General features: G+C 54.0%; 21 protein-coding genes and 1 pseudogene. 9 read left to right on the plus strand and 13 right to left on the minus strand.

What is annotated here, in order from left to right; genetic code table 11:
- Positions 1–15: 15 nt before the first annotated feature.
- From APU02_RS06810 to APU02_RS06830, 5 genes are read left to right on the plus strand one after another with little or no spacing between them, the layout of a single operon-like run.
- A complete protein-coding gene (locus APU02_RS06810) occupies positions 16–693 on the plus strand; it encodes a fimbria/pilus periplasmic chaperone (protein WP_042287655.1) in 678 nt (225 codons plus the stop codon).
- A 29-nt stretch (positions 694–722) separates the two neighbouring features.
- Entirely contained in the window at positions 723–3,233 is a 2,511-nt protein-coding gene (locus tag APU02_RS06815; RefSeq protein WP_157845133.1) for a fimbria/pilus outer membrane usher protein, read from the plus strand.
- Positions 3,127–4,206, plus strand: a complete 1,080-nt coding sequence (locus APU02_RS06820) for a fimbrial protein (RefSeq protein WP_239692853.1) — start codon at positions 3,127–3,129, stop codon at positions 4,204–4,206. The genes APU02_RS06815 and APU02_RS06820 overlap by 107 nt, the downstream gene beginning before the upstream one ends.
- Positions 4,207–4,218: 12 nt before the next feature.
- Complete coding sequence (locus APU02_RS06825; protein WP_052406284.1) at positions 4,219–4,734, plus strand: fimbrial protein; 516 nt, start codon at positions 4,219–4,221, stop codon at positions 4,732–4,734.
- An 18-nt stretch (positions 4,735–4,752) separates the two neighbouring features.
- Complete coding sequence (locus APU02_RS06830; RefSeq protein WP_060569620.1) at positions 4,753–5,379, plus strand: helix-turn-helix transcriptional regulator; 627 nt, start codon at positions 4,753–4,755, stop codon at positions 5,377–5,379.
- A 45-nt stretch (positions 5,380–5,424) separates the two neighbouring features.
- Here APU02_RS06830 and potD read toward each other — a convergent pair whose 3' ends face one another.
- The 4 genes from potD to potA are packed head-to-tail and all read right to left on the minus strand — an operon-like array spanning position 5,425 to position 9,288.
- Positions 5,425–6,471, minus strand: a complete 1,047-nt coding sequence (gene potD / locus APU02_RS06835; protein ID WP_042287648.1) for a spermidine/putrescine ABC transporter substrate-binding protein PotD — start codon at positions 6,469–6,471, stop codon at positions 5,425–5,427.
- A 51-nt stretch (positions 6,472–6,522) separates the two neighbouring features.
- The gene (potC, locus tag APU02_RS06840) at positions 6,523–7,314 is read right to left on the minus strand and encodes a spermidine/putrescine ABC transporter permease PotC (protein WP_042287646.1); all 792 of its coding nucleotides are present in this window, start codon (positions 7,312–7,314) and stop codon (positions 6,523–6,525) included.
- A complete protein-coding gene (potB, locus tag APU02_RS06845) occupies positions 7,311–8,168 on the minus strand; it encodes a spermidine/putrescine ABC transporter permease PotB (protein WP_060569621.1) in 858 nt (285 codons plus the stop codon). Before potB ends, potC begins: the two co-directional genes overlap by 4 nt.
- Positions 8,152–9,288 carry a spermidine/putrescine ABC transporter ATP-binding protein PotA gene (potA, locus tag APU02_RS06850; protein WP_060569622.1) on the minus strand — a complete coding sequence of 379 codons (1,137 nt, stop codon included), beginning with the start codon at positions 9,286–9,288 and terminating at the stop codon, positions 8,152–8,154. The genes potB and potA overlap by 17 nt, the downstream gene beginning before the upstream one ends.
- Positions 9,289–9,516: 228 nt before the next feature.
- Between potA and pepT the strand changes: the two genes are divergently transcribed.
- The gene (gene pepT / locus APU02_RS06855) at positions 9,517–10,752 is read left to right on the plus strand and encodes a peptidase T (RefSeq protein ID WP_042287643.1); all 1,236 of its coding nucleotides are present in this window, start codon (positions 9,517–9,519) and stop codon (positions 10,750–10,752) included.
- Between the two features lie 69 nt (positions 10,753–10,821).
- Here pepT and roxA read toward each other — a convergent pair whose 3' ends face one another.
- The 8 genes from roxA to rluE all read right to left on the minus strand — a co-directional run bounded on the left by roxA (position 10,822) and on the right by rluE (position 18,675).
- Positions 10,822–11,943, minus strand: coding sequence for a [50S ribosomal protein L16]-arginine 3-hydroxylase (gene roxA, locus APU02_RS06860; protein WP_042287642.1), 1,122 nt, complete (start codon positions 11,941–11,943; stop codon positions 10,822–10,824).
- A 105-nt stretch (positions 11,944–12,048) separates the two neighbouring features.
- Entirely contained in the window at positions 12,049–13,512 is a 1,464-nt protein-coding gene (gene phoQ, locus APU02_RS06865; protein WP_042287641.1) for a two-component system sensor histidine kinase PhoQ, read from the minus strand.
- A complete protein-coding gene (gene phoP, locus APU02_RS06870) occupies positions 13,512–14,183 on the minus strand; it encodes a two-component system response regulator PhoP (RefSeq protein WP_042287748.1) in 672 nt (223 codons plus the stop codon). The genes phoQ and phoP overlap by 1 nt, the downstream gene beginning before the upstream one ends.
- Positions 14,184–14,364: 181 nt before the next feature.
- Complete coding sequence (gene purB / locus APU02_RS06875; RefSeq protein WP_060569623.1) at positions 14,365–15,735, minus strand: adenylosuccinate lyase; 1,371 nt, start codon at positions 15,733–15,735, stop codon at positions 14,365–14,367.
- Positions 15,736–15,738: 3 nt separating this feature from the next.
- Complete coding sequence (gene hflD / locus APU02_RS06880) at positions 15,739–16,380, minus strand: high frequency lysogenization protein HflD (protein WP_042287747.1); 642 nt, start codon at positions 16,378–16,380, stop codon at positions 15,739–15,741.
- 33 nt (positions 16,381–16,413) lie between these two features.
- Positions 16,414–17,520, minus strand: a complete 1,107-nt coding sequence (gene mnmA, locus APU02_RS06885; protein WP_060569624.1) for a tRNA 2-thiouridine(34) synthase MnmA — start codon at positions 17,518–17,520, stop codon at positions 16,414–16,416.
- Between the two features lie 54 nt (positions 17,521–17,574).
- Positions 17,575–18,036, minus strand: a complete 462-nt coding sequence (locus APU02_RS06890; protein WP_060569625.1) for an NUDIX hydrolase — start codon at positions 18,034–18,036, stop codon at positions 17,575–17,577.
- Between the two features lie 3 nt (positions 18,037–18,039).
- A complete protein-coding gene (gene rluE, locus APU02_RS06895; protein ID WP_060569626.1) occupies positions 18,040–18,675 on the minus strand; it encodes a 23S rRNA pseudouridine(2457) synthase RluE in 636 nt (211 codons plus the stop codon).
- A 201-nt stretch (positions 18,676–18,876) separates the two neighbouring features.
- Here rluE and icd point away from each other — a divergent pair, with 201 nt between their 5' ends.
- Complete coding sequence (gene icd / locus APU02_RS06900; protein WP_042287636.1) at positions 18,877–20,127, plus strand: NADP-dependent isocitrate dehydrogenase; 1,251 nt, start codon at positions 18,877–18,879, stop codon at positions 20,125–20,127.
- A gap of 151 nt (positions 20,128–20,278) precedes the next feature.
- On the opposite strand, the gene cspF is transcribed toward icd, so the two are convergent.
- The gene (gene cspF, locus APU02_RS06905; RefSeq protein WP_042287635.1) at positions 20,279–20,491 is read right to left on the minus strand and encodes a cold shock-like protein CspF; all 213 of its coding nucleotides are present in this window, start codon (positions 20,489–20,491) and stop codon (positions 20,279–20,281) included.
- Between the two features lie 293 nt (positions 20,492–20,784).
- Here cspF and APU02_RS26865 point away from each other — a divergent pair.
- Positions 20,785–20,970: pseudogene (locus tag APU02_RS26865) on the plus strand (cold shock domain-containing protein); the annotation flags it as partial.
- Between the two features lie 18 nt (positions 20,971–20,988).
- The gene (locus APU02_RS26870) at positions 20,989–21,177 is read left to right on the plus strand and encodes a hypothetical protein (RefSeq protein ID WP_042287743.1); all 189 of its coding nucleotides are present in this window, start codon (positions 20,989–20,991) and stop codon (positions 21,175–21,177) included.
- The last annotated feature ends 397 nt before the right edge of the window (positions 21,178–21,574 follow it).

Below are 21,574 nucleotides of genomic sequence, written 5' to 3' on the forward strand. Positions count from 1 at the left end.
TTTCAGAGGTTTAGTATGAATGCATTACGTTGTTGCGTCCTGTTCCCCGTGTTTTTCGCGATGGGTATTTCGATGACTCACGCTGGCGTTTCCGTTGGCGGTACGCGCGTTATTTATGATGGTGAAAAAAAAGAGGCCTCTTTGAGCGTCAGTAATCCCGATACCATCCCGTATTTAATTCAATCGTGGATTGAATTACCGGATGCGGCTCGAACAAAAGCCCCGTTTATTATTACGCCGCCGCTTTATCGTCTGGATAACGGTCAGCAAAACGTAATGCGAATTATCCGCAGCGGAAATTTGCCGGAAAATAAAGAATCGTTGTTCTGGTTGAACATTAAGTCAATCCCGTCGGCAGCGCGAAAGGACAATACGTTGCAAATCGCCGTAAAGACACGAATAAAGCTCATTTATCGTCCCGGTCAACTGCGTCAGTCGACGCCGGAAGCGCAGGCAGAGAAATTAATCTGGCGGCTGGACGGAAAGTTTATTCAGGTAAAAAATCCTTCCGCATACTTTATTAATTTTAATGAAATTACCGTGGCAGGTAAAAAAGTGAACGATGTGACATTCGTTGCGCCGGAAAGTACCGCCCGTTTCGCGCTGCCGTCCGGCGTCAGTGGCGGCGCCGTCACCTTTAAAATCATTAACGATTATGGCGGGACAGGCGACGCGCATCGCGCTGCAATATAGCCAGGGATGGCTGTCGGGGAATAAAGTCAATGATGATAGCAAATTACAGAAATCACCTTCCCCCGATCCGACTGGCGATGTTTATCTCATTAATGATTTCAGCTGTGCTGAATGAGGCGAAGGGAAGAGATTATTTCAACCCGGCGTTACTTGAACGAACCCAAAGCGCATCCGGGGAAATTGACCTTTCTGGTTTTGAAACGGGTCAGCAGGCAGAAGGAACCTATCGGGTCGATATTCTCCTTAACGGAGAGCTCCGGGAGACCCGGGAGGTCGACTTTGTCAGGGATGATGACGGAAACCTTCAACCCTGCCTGAGCGACGTTATTTTACAGCGCTACGGGGTGAGAACTGACGTCTATCCGGGGTTAATGGCGAAAGGCGACTGTGCGGAGCTGTCAGCGATCCCTCAGGCATCCAGTGAACTGTCATTTTCCTCCCAGAAACTGATGCTAAGTATGCCACAGGCTGCGCTTTCCGCCCACGCCCGGGGCTATGTCGCGCCGGAACTGTGGGACGAAGGGATAACCGCGGCAATGCTGAATTACAGCCTGAGCGGGGACAATAGCCGGGAAAAAAATACCGGCTTAACCCGCAACAGTCAGTACGCCAATCTGCGACCGGGCATGAATATCGGCCCCTGGCGTCTGCGTAACTACACCACCTGGAATCGCGACAGCGAGGGCAACGATCGCTGGGATACGGTTTACACCTATCTGCAGCGCAACATTATTCCCTTGAAAGCGCAGGTGGTTCTGGGCGACAGCGCCTCGCCAGCCGATGTTTTTGACAGCATTCCGTTTCGCGGCGGTCAGCTTGCGTCAGATGACGACATGCTGCCGGATTCGCTGAAAGGTTATGCGCCGGTGGTCCGGGGGATCGCCCGTACGCATGCGCAAATTATTATCCGGCAAAACGGCTATCAGATTTATCAAAGTTACGTCGCGCCCGGCGCGTTTGAGATCAGCGATATGTACCCGACTGGCGGGGCCGGCGATCTTGAGGTGACCCTGAAAGAAGCCGACGGCAGCGAGCAGCATTTCACCGTGCCGTTTGCCTCATTACCGGTGCTCCAGCGTGAAGGACGCTTCAAATTTTCGCTTACCGCGGGACGCTACCGTACTTACGACAGCCGGGTGGAGCGCGCTCCATTTTCCCAGGGGACGGCGATGTATGGTTTACCCCACGCGTTTACCGTTTACGGGGGAATACAGATCGCTGAACGCTACCGCGCGATGGCGATAGGGGTGGGCAAAAACCTCGGTGTCGTAGGGGCGGTTTCTGGCGATGTGATTCAGTCATGGGCCCGACCACATGAGGCCGGGAAGGCGCAGGGACAGTCCTGGCGCATTCGCTACAGCAAAAACAGCGTGGCGACCGGAACGAATTTCGCGATTGCCGGTTATCGCTACTCAACACGCGATTATTACGCCATGCAGGACGTGTTTGATACCTACGGTGGCGGTAACGTGCTGTCGCAGAAGCGGCGTAATCGCATGGAGGCTAACGTCAGCCAGAGTCTTGGCGCAGGCGCAGGTTCGCTGTCGCTCACTGCGGTGCGGGAAGATTACTGGCATTCAGGTAAACCCATGCAGTCGCTGAGTGTCAGCTATAACAACACCTGGAAGCAACTCAGCTACGGAATTAGCTGGACGCAGAGTCAAAACAGTCAGTCAGGCAATCACGGTCATGCGGAGAGCGATCGCCAGATAGCCCTTAACGTCAGCATGCCGCTGACGGCGTTTATGGCAAATACCTGGGCTCATTCTGGCCTGAATCACAGCCGCAGCGGCGGCACGACCCAAAGCATCGGAGTCAGCGGTATGGCGCTGGCAGGAAATGCCCTGAGCTGGAATATCCAGCAGGGATACGGTTCGGATGACGTGGGTTATACCGGCAGTCTGAACGCCGACTATAAGGGAACCTATGGGGAACTGAGCGGCGGCTACAGCTACGACCGCGCGAGCCAGCGGGTGAACTATGCCCTGGCCGGCGGCGTGTTGGCGCACGCTGACGGCGTTACGCTGTCCCAGCCGCTGGGAGAAACTAACGTGTTAATTAAAGCGCCGGGCGCAGGCGGTGTCGGGGTGAAAAATCAGAGCGGCGTCAAAACCGATTTTCGCGGCTATACCCTGGCCAGTAACGTATCGCCGTATCGTAAAAACGATATCGGACTGGATACGCTAACCGTTCCCGACAACGTGGAACTGGCGTTGACCAATAAAAACGTTGTGCCGACGCGTGGCGCCGTCGTGCGCGCGGAGTTTATCGCCAGCGTCGGGCAGCGCCTGTTGCTGAATTTACGCCGTGATAACGGGCTACCGGTGCCGTTTGGTTCCGTTGCCAGCGTTAGCGGCGCAAAGGGGCCGGGGTTTATTGTGGGCGATGACGGACAGGTTTATCTCAGCGGAATGGAACGGCTGGGTACGCTGGATGTCGTCTGGGGAGACGGCCCGCGACAGCGCTGTCGCGCCGCTTATTCGCTGGATGCGACAGAACAGTATTCCGGCGTCAACGTCGCCAACAGCCTTTGTCGCTGAATACTTCACTTATGGCAATGAGAACAATACCGTGCGGCAATTTCATTTTTTATTCGGCGCGTTAATCCTGGCCTTTTCCGGTCTGTGTTCCGCCGACGTGTGCGAAATAACGGCGCCGCTGATTCGAACCGTGTCGGCAGGCAATATTCTGGTGCAGCGTGATACAGGCGCAGGCGCGGAAATTGCCCGCGTCCGGGTCTCCGGATTTGTTGAACTGGCGTCGTTTTCATCCACTGGCGTCGCGAGTTGCAATGGCGGCTATACGTTTAATTACTTATCCGCCACGCCCGCGTCCATGAGCGGAGTGTATAACACTAACCTCGACGGCGTCGGGATCCGCACGTCGTTCGACGCCGGTAATTTCATGCTGCCATCTTATGGCGCGAATATTAAGACGCTCTATTACCTCGGTAATTATGACGTCATTTTTTATAAAACCGGAAACATCACCTCTGGCCCCTTAACCCCTGGATTAATTGCGCAGGGCTGGTATGGCGCGCCAGATAATCACTTTGTGCAAATTTCGCTGGACGCCGCAAGTCAGGTCACGGTATTAGCCTGTTCGCTTTCCAGCCAGGTGATTAATTTTAATCTCGGCGATATTAATGCCAGCGCATTTTCAGACCGACCAGGATTTATCCCCTCGCGCGGCGATACGCAAACCCTGGGATTGAATTGCGATCCTTCAACCAATATCAACATTGAACTGAGCGGAACGCCAAACCCGGATGTCAGCGGCGATTCCGGCGTTCTGGCGCTCAACGGGCAGGGGATGCCCGGCACGGCGGAAGGTGTTGGGGTGCAACTGGTTTACAACACGATTCCGCTGCAGCTGAACAACCGCATCCTGCTGAAACAATCGGCGGGTGGGCAGGAAGCGTTTCCCCTGACGGCGCGTTATTACCAGACCCGGGCTGTTGTTAAGCCGGGCAGTGCGAATGCCACGGCAACGCTGGATGTAACGTATCAATAGCAGGTGATGAAAATGCCCGGTAAACAAGGACTGGCAATAGCGATGTTATTTTCTGCGCCGGCGTGGAGCATTGGCGATCCGGTGGCGCTGTACGTCACCGGCAACGTAAAAGCGGCGCCGTGTCAGATCAGCAGCGACAGCGTAACGAAAACGGTCGACCTTACCGCCGATCAATCGGTTACCGCGTCGTCCATGTACACCCCGGGCTCAACCACGCCATGGGTGGCGTTCGATTTGAGTGTGGAAAACTGTCCCGCTGGCACTACTCAGGTTACCGTCATGTTTAATGGCAGTCCGGATCAAAACCAACCGCAGGACCGATATCAAAACGTCGGAACGGCGACGCCGGTGGCGGTACAGCTTCAGAGCCGCGATGGACAGCCGCTTGGGGATGGAAAATCACTTAGCGGTCAGGTGGAAAGTCAGCGTTATACATGGCAACTGCGCGCCCGCATCGTGAGCCAGCAGGGACATGTCATGCCGGGCACCGTTAATGCTGTCGTAACCGTTTCAATGACCTATCAGTAAAACCTTGACAGGCGCTTTATGAATATCATTATCCGCTGTGATGATAGCTTTTATAAATTTGGGCTGACCGCGCTGCTGGCGGAAATATTCCAGCAGGAAGACGAACAGCAGACGGTCATTTTTGCTGATTATCATCCAGATAAAATCAGGGCGGCGGATATTCTCGTTGCTGTTCTGCGTCCGGGAGAGGCCTATCTGTGCCATCCGGAATTATTACATTGTAAGGCCGGGTTGATGATTGGCATTGTCGAACAGCGTCACGTTCCCGCACGCGGCGAACTGCCGGATTGCCTGCACCAAATTGTGTTGATGGCCCATAACGCCACGGTTGACCATCTGCGCAATACGATAGCACATCACTGGCCGTTAACCCGGCAAGATAAAGATGAGGACGTTAAACGCTCCTGCGTCAGCTGTTCCCATAAGCGCGTTTCCGATAAGCAGCAGCATCTGATACGCCTGTTGCTCTCCGGCCTGACGTCCCGGCAGATCGGCGCGCAGATGAACATTGGTCAGAAAACCGTACTGGCCCATCGCCATGCGCTCATGCATAAATTCAGGCTCAGGTCGGACTGTGAACTGATGCAGTTTCTGGTGGCGAAGGAGGAAAAATATCCGCACCGGGGCGGGGAAGAAGGAGGATGATGATCTGGCCGGGCAGGGGAGGCCGCCGCCCGGCGCAGGGCAGGATCAGCGTCCTGCTTTCAACTTCTGATAATACTCTTCGTAGATTGCGCTGGCCGCGCCTACGTCGTTCTGCCATTCCCCTTTGCTGACGGTTTCCGCATCCGGGTAGAGCGATTTGTCATTGGCGACTTCCGGGCTGAGTAGCTTACGCGCCGCCAGGTTTGGCGTCGGGTAACCGATGGTTTCCGCCACTTCTTTCGCCACATCCGGGCGCAGCAGGAAATTGATCAGCTTAAGCGCGCCTTCTTTATTTTTCGCGTTTGCCGGAATGGCGAGGCTGTCCATCCAGAAGATACCGCCTTCTTTCGGCCAGACGACTTCCAGCGGCGTACCCGCCTGGCGCGCCACGAACGCAGATCCGTTCCATACCATCCCGAGGTTGACTTCACCCTCCATGTACGGATTTGCCGGGTTGTCGGAATTAAAAGCCGCCACGTTTGGCATCAGTTTTTTCAGCTCGTTGTACGCCGCTTCAATCTCTTTCGGATCGGTGGTGTTGCCGGAATAACCCAGCTTGCGCAGCGCCATCTGGAACACTTCTCGCGCATCGTCGGTCAACAGAAGGCTGCCTTTGTATTCCGGTTTCCACAAATCGGCCCAGCTGATGACGGTTTTCGGGTCAATGCTGTCGCTGTTGACGCCAATAGCCGTCGCCCCCCAGATATACGGAATGGAGTAGTCGTTGTTTGGGTCAAATGGCTTGTTCAGCATGTCAGGGTCAAGGTTGCTGAAGTTGGTCAACGTCGACTTGTCGATCTTCTGGATCATGCCTTCTTTGCGCATTTTATCCACGTAATAGGTGGACGGAACCACCAGATCGTACGCGCCTTCTTTATAGGTTTTGAGCTTGGCGTACATGGTTTCATTCGACTCATAGGTCGAATAGATAACCTTAATGCCGGTCTCTTTGGTGAACTGTTCCAACAGCCCTGGCGGAACATACTCGGTCCAGTTGTAGAAATAGAGCGTTTTACTGTCGTCCGCGTGCGCGGCGCTCATACCGATAGCGAGAGCGCCTGCCGCGAGCAGGTGGCGTGACCATTTTTTCATTTAACGTCCCCTGAGATTAACGCCTGACTCTCCAGGCGGATTGAACAACACTTACGCCTGACGAGACAGGCTCTTCGTTTTATCGCGAGCGATCAGCTGGCTGGCAATCACCATCACCAGCGACAGCACCAACAGGATTGTCGCCAGCGCATTCACCTCCGGTGAGACGCCGACTTTCACCATGGAGTATATTTTCAATGGCAGAATTTCATAACCCGGTCCGGTGACGAACGACGAGACCACCACATCGTCCATCGACAGCGTAAAGCTCAGTAGCCAGCCTGCCGCCACCGCCGGCATTGCCAGCGGCAGGATGATTTTACGCAGAATAGTCAGTTCGCTGGCGCCCAGATCTTTTGCCGCTTCCAGCATTCGCACGTCAAACCCTTTCAGACGCGAGTAGACCGTCACCACCACGAAAGGCAGACAGAACGTAATATGCGAGAACAGCAGCGACCAGAAGCCGAGCTGGATGCCAAGCAGCATAAACAGGACCAGCAGCGAAATCGCCATCACGATATCCGGCGACATCATCACCACAAACAGCATACCGCTGACGAACGGTTTCCCGCGAAAACGGTAACGATACAGCGCTACCGCGGTCAGCGAACCGATGAGCGTGGCGAAAGTAGCCGAAAAGATCGCCATCGTCAGCGAGTGCTGAGCGGCCTGCAGCAGGCTGTCATTATTCATCAACAGGCCATACCATTTTGTGGTAAATCCCTGCCAGTTAATGCCGAATCGCGAGCTGTTAAAGGAATTCACAATCAAAATAATGATGGGAATATACAGGTACGCGTAGATAGCGGTCATAAAACCGCCGCGGAGCAGTCGACCGATCATTCGAGTTCCACCTTCTTATTCAGCAGTCGCGACGCGCGCCAGTAAACCAGCAGCATCAGGCCCATCACGATGGTCAGCGTAATGCTGGTCGCTGCGCCGAACGGCCAGTCGCGGATGTTCAGGAACTGTACCTTAATCACGTTACCGATCAGCAGGTTTTTCGCACCGCCCATCAGATCGGAGACGTAAAACAGCCCCATCGCCGGCAGCATCACCAGCAGACAGCCCGCGATAATGCCTGGCATGGTCAGCGGAATGATAATGCGGATAAAAGTTTGCAGCTTGCTGGCGCCGAGATCTTTCGCCGCTTCCAGCAGCGGTTTATCGAGCTTTTCGATGCTGGAATAAAGCGGCATAACCATAAATGGCAGCAGGATATAGACCAGACCGATAATCACCGCCCCCGGCGTAAACATAATGCGAATAGGCGTGTCGATGACTCCCAGCCACAGCAGAAACTCGTTAAGGTAGCCTTTGGTGCTAAGGAAAATTTTCAGCCCGTAAATGCGGATCAGCGAGTTAGTCCAGAAGGGGACAATCAGCAAAAACAGCAGCAGCGGACGCACTTTTTGCGGCAGTTTCGCCAGAAACCAGGCAAACGGATAACCCAGCGCCAGACAGGCGAGGGTGGCAATCAGCGCCATATTCAGCGAGTGCAGCAGCACGTCGAAATAGAGCGGATCGAGCAGACGCGTGTAGTTGTCCAACGTAAAGACCATTTTGACGAAATTTGCATCGTCACGGGTCAAAAAGCTGGTGCCAATGATCATCAGGTTGGGCAGAAAGACAAACAACACAAGCCAACCGACGATAGTGATAATCACCACATTCTGGAATTTACTTGTGTTCTTCATCAGCCAGTACGACCTCCCAGCTTTCTACCCAGTTAACGGCCATTTTCTGGTCGAGCGAGTGGTCAAAGTCGGGATCGTCTTCATTGAAGAATTCACTGACCATCACCATCTTACCATTTTCCAGTTCGACAACCGACTCAAGGGTCATCCCCTTGTAGTTGCGCTCGCGCACGTAGCCGATAAGCCCTTCGCCAGGCGAATCGTCGTTAATTTCTTCCACGCGCAAATCTTCCGGGCGCAGGAGAACGTGCAGTTGTTGCCCTGGCTCAACGGCAAAATTCACGTAGATATTGCACTCGCGGCCTTCAACGTTCGCGCGTACCCGCTGTTCGTCTAACCGTTCAATGACCGTCGCATTGAACATATTAATTTCGCCAATGAATCCGGCAACGAACAGGTTTTTCGGCTCTTCGTAAATTTCACGCGGCGTGCCGTCCTGCTCAATGCGTCCGTCGCGCATGACCACAATGCGGTCGGACATGGTGAGCGCTTCTTCCTGGTCGTGGGTGACGAAGACGAACGTGATGCCGAGCTTACGCTGCAAGGCTTTCAGTTCGTTCTGCATCTGCTTTCGCAGTTTATAGTCCAGCGCCGAGAGGGACTCATCCAACAGCAAAAGACGCGGTTTATTGACGACTGCCCGGGCGATGGCCACGCGCTGCTGCTGACCGCCGGAAAGCTGATGCGGTTTGCGCTGTGCGAACTCTTCCAGTTGCACCATCCGCAGCGCTTCAGTTACGCGCGGGGCAATTTCCGCCGCCGGGGTTTTTTGCATACGTAACCCAAAGGCCACATTTTCAAAAACGGTCATGTGGGGGAATAACGCATAGCTCTGGAAAACGGTGTTTACGTAGCGGTTTTCTGCCGGAACGTGGGTGATGTCCTGGTTATCCAGCATAATCTGACCGGAATCCACGGTTTCCAGACCGGCTATCAGGCGAAGCACGGTTGTTTTACCGCAGCCTGAAGGACCCAGCAGCGTGAGGAACTCGCCATTATTGATAGTCAGATCCAACTGGGAAATGACCTCTTTGCCATCGAAGCTTTTGCTGATACCTGATAAAAGAACCAGCGGTGAAAGCGAACGCGGTTGTTTATTCAATTTTTTTCTCTGTCCCATGTAGACGTATCGGATGGCTGACCGATACGGGGTTTGTGGTTGACCACCTTGGTGACTCTTAAAGAGGGCGGTCATTCTACGGCAAACCACTGTAATCGCCAATCCTTGTTATAGTCAGTAGGGGTCTGAAGAGAAATATTCTCGTTTGCGGGGATAAAAGTGACCTGACGCAATATTTGTCTTTTGTGGCTTCCTGATAATGTTGTCACAAATAGTGAGGATGACTGCATGGATAAACTACTTGAGCGTTTTCTACACTACGTTTCGTTGGATACCCAGTCGAAAGCGGGTGTGAGACAGGTTCCCAGTACAGAGGGACAGTGGAAGCTATTACATTTGCTCAAACAACAGCTCGAAGAGATGGGGCTGGTCAATGTGACGTTAAGCGACAAAGGGACGCTGATGGCGACGCTGCCGGCGAATATCCCCGGCGATATCCCTGCTATCGGTTTCATTTCACATGTGGATACCTCACCAGATTTCAGCGGCAAAAACGTGAATCCGCAAATTGTTGAAAATTATCGCGGCGGTGATATTGCGCTCGGCATTGGCGATGAGGTGCTGTCGCCGGTCATGTTCCCGGTGCTGCATCAGTTGCTGGGACAAACGCTGATCACCACAGACGGTAAAACGCTGCTTGGCGCGGACGACAAAGCGGGCGTGGCGGAAATCATGACCGCGCTGGCGGTACTGAAAGAGAAAAACATCCCCCATGGCGATATTCGGGTGGCCTTTACCCCGGATGAAGAAGTGGGCAAGGGGGCGAAGCACTTTGATGTCGCGGCGTTTAACGCGAAGTGGGCTTACACCGTTGACGGTGGCGGCGTCGGCGAACTGGAGTTTGAGAACTTCAACGCGGCGTCCGTGAACATCAAGATTGTCGGCAATAACGTTCATCCCGGCACCGCGAAAGGGGTGATGGTGAACGCCCTGTCGCTGGCGGCGCGTATTCATAACGAGGTGCCCGCAGATGAAAGCCCGGAAACCACCGACGGCTACGAAGGCTTTTATCACCTGGCGAGCATGAAAGGCACCGTCGATCGCGCCGATATGCACTACATCATTCGCGACTTCGACCGCAAACAGTTTGAAGCGCGGAAGCGCAAGATGATGGAGATCGCCAAAAAGGTGGGCAAAGGGCTACACCCGGACTGCTATATCGAACTGGTGATCGAGGACAGTTATTACAATATGCGAGAGAAAGTGGCTGAGTACCCGCATATCCTCGACATCGCCCAGCAGGCCATGCGCGACTGCGATATTGAACCGGATATGAAGCCGATCCGCGGCGGCACCGACGGCGCGCAGCTGTCGTTTATGGGACTGCCGTGCCCGAACTTGTTCACCGGCGGCTACAACTATCATGGCAAACATGAGTTTGTGACGCTGGAAGGCATGGAAAAAGCGGTACAGGTGATTGTGCGTATCGCTGAGCTGACGGCGAAGCAGCCGTCGTCTTGTTGAGACCGGATGGCGCCGTATTGTCCGGCCTACGGGAGGTGATCTTGCAGGCCGGATAAGCGAAGCACCGACTTACCCTTCGAAGAACCAGTAGCCGCTGTTGACCAGCGCGGCCAGCATCGCCAGGAAGGACGGATCGTCCAGCGCATCGCCAAAGTTTTCGGCGGTGAGCACGATGTGGCTGGCAAGCGCTTCCAGCGCCGGACGATGCGGAGAGTCTATCTTCTCGCCGTTGGCGTATACCTCACCGTCCACGCGCAGAACGCGCAGACCACCCAGGCGTACCAGCACGTCGCCCTGCTTCAGGGCATCGTAGATTTCGTCGGGCTGATACGGCGGCTCCGGCGGGGCGATATCCAGCTCGTGGCGAGACTGGGAGATAAATTCCCCAAACCATTGCTTGAAGTGTTCCGGTTGGTTAATCAGATCGAGCATCATCGTGCGCAGTTTGTCCATTTCCTGCGGTAGCACGTCAGCCGGGTGCTCACGTGGGGGAACGTCCGGGTCGCTGTAATACGTGCTGCCCAGTTCGCGTTGCAGCACATAGTCGGCAAACCCGCTGATCAGTTCGCGGGTATTCGGTGCGCGGAAGCCGACGGAATAGTTCATTGCGTTTTCCAGCGCATAGCCTTCGTGCGGGAATCCCGGCGGGATGTACAGGATATCGCCCGGCTCCAGTTCTTCATCAATGATCGCCTCAAACGGATCGACCTGTAAAAGGTCCGGATGCGGGCAATGCTGCTTCATTTGCAACTTTTCACCGACGCGCCAGCGACGGCGGCCAGTCCCCTGAATGATAAAGACATCGTACTGATCCAGATGCGGACCCACGCCGCCGCCGGGTACCGAGAACGAGATCATCAGGTCGTCAATACGCCAGTCCGGCAGGGCGCGGAAAGGGCGCATGAGCGCGGCGGTGGGCTCGTGCCAGTGGTTAACGGCCTGAACCAGCAGCGACCAGTTGTTCTCGCCGAGATGATCGTAGCTTTCAAACGGACCGTGGCTGACCTGCCATTTGCCATCCTGATGGCTTACCAGACGGCTGTCGACTTCGCTTTCCATCGCCAGCCCCGCCAGTTCGTCAGGAGAGAGCGGATCGATGAAGTTATTAAAGCCGCGTTTCAATACCACCGGGCGTTTTTGCCAGTGGCGTTCAAGAAAGTCGGGCCAGTTGAGAGTTAATTGGTATTCCATATTGCGCATCCACAGGCTGTTCGTTGCAACCGATTATAACGGATGCGTAACAGGATGAATGTAGTGAGCGCATATTTATTAGCGAAGGTCCCGTGATTTTCAGCGTTAGTCGTCTTTTTGCCCCGGCTGCTGGTGACCAAAAATCACCTCCATTCTGGCGCCGCCCAACAGACTGTCGCTGGCGATAATCTTGCCGTCGTATTGCTCGGTAATTTCACGGGCGACCGCCAGTCCCACGCCTTGGCCCGGACGCAGTGTATCCACCCGCTGACCGCGATCAAACACCAGATCGCGCTTGCTCTGCGGGATGCCGGGACCGTCATCTTCCACCACAATATGCAGATGGTCGTCGGTCTGGCGGGCGGAAATTTCGACAAATTCGAGGCAATATTTGCAGGCGTTATCCAGCACGTTGCCCATCACTTCGACAAAGTCGTTCTGTTCACCGACAAAACTCACTTCCGGTGAAATATCGAGGCTGATAGTGACGCCTTTACGCTGATAAACCTTATTGAGCGCCGAGGTCAGGTTATCCAGTAAAGGGGCCACCGGATGCAGTTCCCGGCTGAGCAGTACGCCACCGCCACGCATACTGGCGCGATGCAGGTAATAGCCAATCTGCTGAGAGATACGGCTGATTTGTTCAAGCATCACCGGCTCGGCGTCGCTAACGCTCAGCTTTTCACTGCGCATTGAACGCAGCGTACTTTGCAACACGGCCAGCGGCGTCTTCAGGCTATGGGTCAGGTCGGTCAACGTGGTTCGGTACTTATCGTAGCGTTCGCGTTCGCTTTTCAGCAGACGATTAAGGTTGCGCACCAGGCTGGTCAGTTCGCGCGTGGTTTCCGGGTTTAACTGTTCGCGATGGTGTTCCTCCAGTTCCCGGACTTCGCGCGCCAGCGCCTCGATAGGGCGCAGGCTCCACCAGGCCGCCACCCACAGCAACGGGATCACCAGCAGCAGGTTGGCTGCCAGCACGTAAATAAACCAGCTCCAGACCATATAAGAGCGTTTAAGCTCAATGGGGATCGTGTCGACCACCACAATCGTCAACTGCGGCATACGCGCCGTCGCCGGGTAGACGTTTACCGCGACCGAGTGGGTCATTTCCGCGTCGTCATCGTCTTCCCGTACCTCTTTCAGTTGCGCCTGCACCGAGTGGTCTTCGTTTACCAGCGTGCTGGTGGCGTCAATATCGGCTTCGATTTCGTGAAAACCGTTGGTTTTCAGCCAGTCGGGATGAATAAGTTTTACCAGCCACGGCACATTACGCTGCGCCCAGAGCAGCTTGCCGTTTTCATCATAAATCAACGAGATCGTGGGGCTTTGCATATCGAGATGTTCCGGGATCTCGACATGGATCTTGTTGTCCTCCCACCTGGCGAGCGTGTAGAAAAGATTGCTCTCGCCGCGCAGCAGGCGAAAGGTCGTTTTGTCAAAGCTGACGCTATAGCCCACCAGCGCGACTGCGCCATAGGCCAGAGACAGCACCAGCACCACCCCTGCAGTCGCCAGTAAAAAGCGTAGCCGCAGAGACAGCGGAAAAAGGTGACGCAGCAGTTTATTCATTAGCGCAGTTCGAACAGATATCCCTGACCACGGACGGTGGTAATCACGTCATGGGGATACAGCGCCTGAATCTTCTTGCGCAGACGGCCCATCAAAACGTCAATGGTATGACTTTCACGCAGTTCAGCATCCGGATAGAGCTGTAACATCAGCGCATCTTTACTGACCACTTTGCCGTTATTACGGATCAGCGTTTCCATAATGGTGTATTCAAAGGCGGTCAGCTTAATGACTTCATCGTTCACCGACAGTTCACGGCGAGAAAGATCGACCTGGAAAGGGGGAATGGAGATAATCTGTGACGCATGGCCGCTGTTACGCCGCATCAACGCCTGCATGCGTGCCACCACTTCCTCAATGTGAAACGGTTTGGTGACATAGTCATCCGCCCCCGCGCTCAGTACCTCCACTTTGTCCTGCCAGCCTTCGCGCGCAGTCAGCACCAGAACCGGTAGGGAAACGTCATTCCCGCGCCAGCGACGGATCAGCGACAGCCCGTCTTCATCGGGTAGTCCGAGATCGACGATCGCGATATCTGGCACGTGTTCGTTAAGATAATAGTCGGCCTCTTTGGCATCTTCAGCGTCATCAACCTGATGTCCTGCATCCTGAAGTTGCACCTTCAGGTGGTGGCGTAACAACGCATTATCCTCAACAACCAGTACGCGCATCATCTTTTCTCCCTATATATACGGTATGAATAGTTTAACGCTGATTATGTTGCTGTGGGGATAAACATTTAATAAACCGGGGAAGGGGAAATGCCGGAAGCGCACCGGCACGGAAAACACGTCTGGTCATTGCAGGCCGGATAAGATGCCGTTGCATCATCATCCGGCACAGGCGGGTGGCTTATTTTAGCTCATCAACCATTGTCACGGCGCGACCAATGTAATTCGCCGGGGTCATCGCTTTCAGCCGCGTTTTTTCGTCTTCCGGCAGCGCCAGACCGTCGATAAACTGCTTCATCCCTTCAGCGTCAACGCGTTTGCCGCGGGTCAGCTCTTTCAGCTTTTCATACGGTTTTTCAATGCTATAGCGACGCATTACGGTTTGGATCGGCTCTGCCAATACTTCCCAGTTGTGATCCAGTTCGTCCAACAGACGATCGCGGTTCACTTCCAGTTTGCTTACCCCTTTCAGGGTGGACTGATAGGCGATCAGCGCGTAACCAATGCCCACGCCCAGGTTACGCAGCACGGTTGAATCCGTCAGGTCGCGCTGCCAGCGGGACACGGGCAGTTTGCTGGCCAGATGTTGCAGAACCGCATTTGACAGGCCCAGGTTACCTTCGGAATTTTCAAAGTCGATCGGGTTTACTTTATGCGGCATGGTGGAAGACCCGATTTCGCCCGCAATGGTTTTTTGCCTGAAGTGGTTCAGCGCGATGTAACCCCAGACGTCACGATCGAAGTCGATCAGAATGGTGTTGAAACGGGCGATACAGTCGAACAGTTCGGCGATGTAGTCGTGCGGCTCAATCTGGGTGGTGTACGGGTTCCACTGAATGCCCAGCGAGGTGACAAATTCTTCGCTGAACTGGTGCCAGTCAACCTCCGGATACGCGGCGATGTGTGCGTTATAGTTACCGACCGCGCCGTTGATTTTACCCAGTATTTCTACCTGATTCAGCTGGCGGAACTGGCGCTCCATGCGGTAGGCCACGTTTGCCATCTCTTTGCCCATGGTCGACGGTGTTGCCGGTTGACCGTGAGTACGGGAGAGAAGGGGGATGTCGCGATACTGAACGGAAAGATCTTTTACCGCGTCGATCATTTTGCGCCAGTACGGCAGGATCACTTCGTCGCGCGCGGTTTTCAGCATCAGCGCATGTGACAGGTTATTAATATCTTCTGAGGTGCAGGCAAAGTGAATGAATTCGGAAACCGCGTGCAGCTCAGGCACCTCCGCCACTTTCTCTTTCAGGAAATACTCGACTGCTTTGACGTCGTGGTTGGTGGTGCGCTCGATGGTTTTAATGCGCGCGGCGTCTTCTTCATTGAAGTTTGCCACGATAGCGTCGAGGAAACCGTTTGCGTCGGCAGCAAAAGCAGGAACTTCCTTGATCGCTGCGTGCGCGGCCAGTTTTTGCAGCCAGCGTACTTCTACCTGTACGCGGAATTTCAGCAAACCGTATTCGCTGAAAATCCCGCGCAGCGCGCTGACTTTATCGCCGTAGCGTCCATCGACAGGGGAAACGGCGGTCAGTGAGGATAATTCCATAGATCACAACTCCGGGGTTAAATGAGCAAGAATTTGTTTTGCCTGAGTGGTCAGGCGATTACGGGAAAACATGAGTTGCAGGCGGCCTCCGCCAACCTGATGCCAGAGCACGGCGGCGCGAATCCCTGCCAGCAGTGAGGCGCGCACTTTGGCCTGCACCTGCGGGCTTTGCAGTACGGCGGGGGAACCCGTCACCTGAATACGCGGTCCCAGCGGGCTGATGACGTCGACATAAATGCCGGCCATGGCGCTCATCAGCGTTTCCGATTGAAGATCGAAGTGTTCCAGCTGGCGCTGCAGGCCATTAATACGATCGCCCAGGGTATCCAGCGCGCCTTTGGCGGCGGAGAGTTTGCGCTCCAGCACCATCAGGCTCAGGGTATAGCGGGTTAGCTCTGCGTTTAGCCCCTGGCGACTGCTGGCGTTGAGCACGCCGAGCAGGGTCTCCAGGCCGAGGCGCAGATTGGCTTCGCTACCGCCGAACACCCCCAGCGTTGAGCTGGGGTTCATATCAATGACGCTGTTCAGTGAGACGTGGAGCGCATCGGCATCACAATGTCCCTGGTGCGCCAGTTGTTGCACCAGGCGTGCCGACTGGCAAATACCTGCCAGGGCGAGGGTGATGTCATAGTAATTTTTTGCCACGTTCACTGCTTCCTTGTATTTAAGAGGTAAAAATTAGACCGGCAACGGCAGGCGCTGTTCGATAATGCCGCCGCCGAGGCACACTTCGCCACGGTAAAAGACCGCCGACTGGCCCGGCGTGACCGCGGCAACCGGTTCGTCAAAGATCACTTCGATGCGTTCGTCATCCAGCGCGTTCACGGTGCACGGAATGTCAGTCTGGCGATAGCGTGTTTTCACCGTGCAGCGCATTGTGCCGGTGAACGGCTCGCGATCGACCCAGTGCAACTGTTGCGCCACCAGGCCTACGGACATCAGGCGCGGGTGTTCATGGCCCTGCGCGACAACCAGGATGTTGTTCTCAACGTCTTTATCGACCACGTACCAGGGATCGTCGGTCCCTTCTTTGGTGCCGCCGATGCCGAGTCCTTTACGTTGTCCCAGCGTGTGATACATCAGCCCCTGGTGCTGGCCAATCTCTTCGCCGTCTACGGTAACGATTTTACCCGGCTGTGCCGGCAGGTAACGGCCAAGAAACTCGCGGAACTTACGTTCGCCGATAAAACAGATGCCGGTGGAGTCCTTTTTCTTTGCCGTCACCAGGCCCAGATCTTCGGCTATTTTACGCACCTGCGGCTTGGCCAGTTCGCCTACCGGGAACAGGCTTTGCGCGATTTGTTCATGGCTGAGGGTATACAGGAAGTAGCTCTGGTCTTTATTGCCGTCGAGCCCGCGCAGCAGACGGCTTTTGCCGTCCACATCAGCGCGGCGCACGTAGTGCCCGGTGGCGATAAAGTCAGCGCCTAAATCTTCTGCGGCGAATTCGAGGAACGCTTTAAACTTGATCTCTTTATTGCACAGAATATCCGGGTTTGGCGTACGTCCGGCTCTGTACTCCTCAAGGAACAGCTCAAAGACGTTATCCCAGTATTCTGCGGCAAAGTTAACGGTGTGCAGTTCAATGCCGAGCTTATCGCAGACGGCCTGCGCGTCAGCCAGATCGGCCGCCGCGGTGCAGTATTCCTCACCGTCGTCTTCCTCCCAGTTCTTCATGAACAGGCCTTCTACCTGATAACCCTGTTGTTGCAACAGCCAGGCGGAAACGGAAGAGTCGACACCGCCGGACATCCCGACGATCACTTTTTTTGGGCTTTCTGACATTGGAATACTCACGACATTGAACTTCAAGGCGGCGTATTCTATCACGCACCCCTTTTAGTTGACACCCTCAGTAAACGGCCAGTTAAATTCACCGACCATTTCCAGTGGATAACGCTCTGGCCGCTGATAGCTGCGAATACTTTCGGCCACCAGCGGCGAACGCAGGTTCGGGGCGCGAAGAATCTCTTCTGCGCTGACCCAGCGGCAGCAATCGATATCGCTGTCATGCGGTTCAGTGTCGCACATATTGGCAAGTTCAATAGAGAACAGAAAGCGGAGAAAGGGCGTTTTGTCGGGCGCAATCCATTGATGCATACGAATAAAGTATTGAGGTTGCGCCTTAATCCCGGTTTCTTCCCACAGCTCGCGCGCCGCCGCTTGCACCAGCGTTTCGTCGGCTTCCAGATGTCCGGCAGGCTGATTCCACAACGCTTTGCCGTTTATCGTTTCTTCGACCACTAAAAATTTGTCTTCTGCATGGACGATGCAGGCAACCGTGACGTGTGGTTTGAACATACTTTATCCTTTATTTGCATTGGTGACGTCTCGCCACTCGCCGTTAGCGAGATTATCCAGCGTGTAATCCCCCATGGCATAGCGAATCAGACGCAGCGTCGGAAACCCGACGTGCGCGGTCATACGCCGCACCTGCCGGTTACGCCCTTCATATAAGGTGATCTTCAGCCAGCGGGTAGGGATGGTTTTCCGCTCACGAATCGGCGGGTTGCGCGGCCACAGCCAGTCAGGCTCCGCGACAAGCTCGACGCCGGCGGGCAGGGTGGGGCCATCGTTCAGCGTGACGCCATCGCGCAGCGCGTTCAGCGCTTGCGCCGTAGGGGCGCCTTCGACCTGTACAAAATAGATTTTGCCGGTGCGTTTGCCCGGCTGCGTCAGGCGCGCCTGTAGCGCGCCGTCGTTGGTCAGCACCAACAGTCCTTCGCTGTCCCGGTCCAGACGGCCTGCGGCATAAATCCCCTGTACGGGGATAAAATCTTTTAAGGTGCGCCGTCCGGCCTCGTCAGTAAATTGTGGCAAAACATCGTAAGGTTTATTGAATAAAACCACGCGTTTTGGCTGGTTTTCTTTGCGCCGCTTAGTGGCTTGTCGCGAGCTGAATCGCTCAACCCGGTGATTTCTAAAAGAAGTTTTCTGCATGGTATTTTCAGATTATAGCAATTGCCGCATTATAGCCTAATCACGAGCGTCTTTCATGGCGGCGAACATTAGGGTAGTATTGACATGCTCATTACAAAACATTAACAAAAAATTGCTCTAACGCATTCGTGCAGCAGGACGCAATGGCACATGCAGCGCGATGACAGACGAGCAAACCAGAAGCGCTCGAAGGAGAGGTGAATGGAAAGCAAAGTAGTTGTTCCGGCGGAAGGTAAGAAGATCACCCTGCAAAACGGCAAACTCAACGTTCCTGAGAATCCGATTATCCCGTTTATCGAAGGCGACGGTATCGGTGTTGATGTAACCCCTGCCATGCTCAAAGTGGTCGATGCCGCGGTCGAGAAAGCCTATAAAGGTGAGCGTAAAATCTCCTGGATGGAAATTTACACCGGTGAAAAATCCACCCAGGTTTATGGTCAGGACGTCTGGCTGCCCCCTGAAACCCTGGATCTGATTCGTGAATACCGTGTGGCGATTAAAGGCCCGCTGACTACCCCGGTCGGTGGCGGTATCCGCTCTCTGAACGTTGCGCTGCGTCAGGAACTTGACCTGTACGTTTGCCTGCGTCCGGTGCGTTATTACCAGGGCACCCCAAGCCCGGTTAAACACCCGGAACTGACCGACATGGTTATCTTCCGTGAAAACTCTGAAGACATCTACGCAGGTATTGAATGGAAAGCGGACTCAGCGGACGCTGAGAAAGTGATTAAATTCCTGCGCGAAGAGATGGGCGTGAAAAAAATCCGCTTCCCTGAGCACTGCGGTATCGGTATCAAGCCGTGTTCTGAAGAAGGAACCAAACGTCTGGTGCGCGCGGCAATCGAGTACGCGATCACTAACGATCGTGACTCCGTGACCCTGGTCCATAAAGGCAACATCATGAAGTTCACCGAAGGCGCGTTTAAAGACTGGGGTTACCAGCTGGCGCGCGATGAGTTCGGCGGCGAGCTGATCGATGGCGGTCCGTGGGTGAAAATCAAGAACCCGAACACCGGCAAAGAGATTGTCATTAAAGACGTCATTGCCGATGCGTTCCTGCAACAAATCCTGCTGCGTCCGGCGGAATACGACGTTATCGCCTGTATGAACCTGAACGGCGACTATATTTCCGATGCGCTGGCTGCGCAGGTTGGCGGCATCGGTATCGCCCCGGGCGCGAACATTGGCGACGAGTGCGCGCTGTTTGAAGCGACTCACGGCACCGCGCCGAAGTACGCAGGTCAGGATAAAGTGAACCCGGGCTCCATCATCCTTTCTGCTGAAATGATGCTGCGCCACATGCAGTGGTTCGAAGCCGCAGACCTGATTGTTAAAGGCATGGAAGGGGCGATCGCCGCGAAGACCGTGACCTATGACTTCGAACGTCTGATGGAAGGTGCTAAGCTGCTGAAATGTTCAGAGTTTGGCGACGCGATCATCGCCAATATGTAATTCAGATTCTGGGTGACACCATAACGGGAGCCAGTGGTTCCCGTTTTTATTTTTTCCGATAACGTCTGCCAGGTATAGACTGACTGCGGGCTGTTAGCGAATGGCTAATGATGCACCACGGTTTTTCCTGGGCGAAGGGTGTTAATACAGATTACGAAAGATAAACATTCGCTGCTGAAGGGCCATGCAGACCGTTTATTCGGCAAAACTCAACGCGTAACCCAGGGGTCAGTACTTCTGAATCGCGAAGGCTGAGTGCGGAAATGTGAAGCTGAACATCTTTGCGGCCATCGGAGGGGCTGATTAGACCTTTACCGCTTTTGCAGTCAAAGGTTTTGACAATTCCTGTCATTTTACGGGACAAACAAATTCCTTAATGCTAATTACAGGGTGCACTATACACGTGCTTAAAGAGAACGCCAGAGTTATTTTCTGGCTATAAGGATATCCGGATGGCTAAAATAAACATTGCTTAACGGAGACGTCCATGCGTTAATGACCTCATCGGTTTAAGAACAAACGATCTATAAAGTTGTTTACTCAAGCAGTTCTCATTTCAGGTATATTCTCTTTGTCCCTTCTTTGAGTCTTCCCACTATTCACTTCGTCGTTTCTGTAAAAACCCTACGCCGGAAGGCTCAAATTAAGGTATCGATCATGTCAATTAAAAAGACTGGCTTAGTAAAAGAATTCAACGCTGAAAAAGGTTTCGGCTTTATTGCTCCGGCTGATGGCAGCAAAGATGTGTTTGTCCCTTCTTCTGCAATTCAGAGCGACAATTTTAAAACGTTAAATGAGGATCAGGACGTCGAATTTAGCGTAGACCAGGGCCCCAGAGGCCCGCACTTTAAGGTGACCGTTATGACTCCTCATATCCACTTCAGATGTCCATGTTGTCATGGTTCTCAGTACAGAACCTCTGCTTTTGATGTTACCGAGAAAAACCCTTTCGGCGCAAAATGCATTTTTTGCAAATCTGTCATGGTGACATTTGACAATATTACACAGTACATTCGTTCCGGTCAGACACCGGTAGACTACCGAAAATAATTGAGGCTCCGCCGGGAGCCTTTTGGCATTTTTATTTCCCTTCCTTTTTGTGATGAAACGCGGCTAATCAGGATTATGGTACTCAAGTCGGTATCCCTCCGGACACCTCTGCGCGCAGGGTGGCATTTGTTATCAGCGGGCCGGAAGATGTCGGTGTGAAAGAGGTTATTTTCCGTCCGACGACACAGGCGCTGTAAACGGCGTCTTCACATTTTACGCTACCTTACTTTCTGGAATTAATAAAAGCGAGAGCCAAAAGGTTCTCGTTTTTTATTGTCGCGAATACGGTATAAGCAACATAATTCGGGAAATGTTGCCGTGTTAATAAGGAATTTCCGTATTATTTTGCCTTGTTGCGCAGGTCCCGGTTTACTATTGGTTTACATTATCTGTGTTT

Origin of the sequence: Citrobacter sp. 50677481 (genome assembly GCF_001463265.1) — a bacterium.
GTDB classification, from domain to species: Bacteria; Pseudomonadota; Gammaproteobacteria; order Enterobacterales; family Enterobacteriaceae; genus Citrobacter_A; species Citrobacter_A sedlakii.

Coding starts and splice junctions, on each gene's coding strand:
- phoP (WP_042287748.1), bottom strand. CDS start 14,183: ATGCGCGTACTGGTTGTTGAGGATAATGCGTTGTTACGCCACCACCTG.
- purB (WP_060569623.1), bottom strand. CDS start 15,735: ATGGAATTATCCTCACTGACCGCCGTTTCCCCTGTCGATGGACGCTAC.
- APU02_RS06830 (WP_060569620.1), top strand. CDS start 4,753: ATGAATATCATTATCCGCTGTGATGATAGCTTTTATAAATTTGGGCTG.
- potA (WP_060569622.1), bottom strand. CDS start 9,288: ATGGGACAGAGAAAAAAATTGAATAAACAACCGCGTTCGCTTTCACCG.
- APU02_RS06820 (WP_239692853.1), top strand. CDS start 3,127: ATGTCGTCTGGGGAGACGGCCCGCGACAGCGCTGTCGCGCCGCTTATT.
- potB (WP_060569621.1), bottom strand. CDS start 8,168: ATGAAGAACACAAGTAAATTCCAGAATGTGGTGATTATCACTATCGTC.
- mnmA (WP_060569624.1), bottom strand. CDS start 17,520: ATGTCAGAAAGCCCAAAAAAAGTGATCGTCGGGATGTCCGGCGGTGTC.
- roxA (WP_042287642.1), bottom strand. CDS start 11,943: ATGGAATACCAATTAACTCTCAACTGGCCCGACTTTCTTGAACGCCAC.
- rluE (WP_060569626.1), bottom strand. CDS start 18,675: ATGCAGAAAACTTCTTTTAGAAATCACCGGGTTGAGCGATTCAGCTCG.
- pepT (WP_042287643.1), top strand. CDS start 9,517: ATGGATAAACTACTTGAGCGTTTTCTACACTACGTTTCGTTGGATACC.
- APU02_RS06825 (WP_052406284.1), top strand. CDS start 4,219: ATGCCCGGTAAACAAGGACTGGCAATAGCGATGTTATTTTCTGCGCCG.
- icd (WP_042287636.1), top strand. CDS start 18,877: ATGGAAAGCAAAGTAGTTGTTCCGGCGGAAGGTAAGAAGATCACCCTG.
- APU02_RS06890 (WP_060569625.1), bottom strand. CDS start 18,036: ATGTTCAAACCACACGTCACGGTTGCCTGCATCGTCCATGCAGAAGAC.
- potD (WP_042287648.1), bottom strand. CDS start 6,471: ATGAAAAAATGGTCACGCCACCTGCTCGCGGCAGGCGCTCTCGCTATC.
- APU02_RS06815 (WP_157845133.1), top strand. CDS start 723: ATGATGATAGCAAATTACAGAAATCACCTTCCCCCGATCCGACTGGCG.
- phoQ (WP_042287641.1), bottom strand. CDS start 13,512: ATGAATAAACTGCTGCGTCACCTTTTTCCGCTGTCTCTGCGGCTACGC.
- APU02_RS26870 (WP_042287743.1), top strand. CDS start 20,989: ATGACTCCTCATATCCACTTCAGATGTCCATGTTGTCATGGTTCTCAG.
- APU02_RS06810 (WP_042287655.1), top strand. CDS start 16: ATGAATGCATTACGTTGTTGCGTCCTGTTCCCCGTGTTTTTCGCGATG.
- potC (WP_042287646.1), bottom strand. CDS start 7,314: ATGATCGGTCGACTGCTCCGCGGCGGTTTTATGACCGCTATCTACGCG.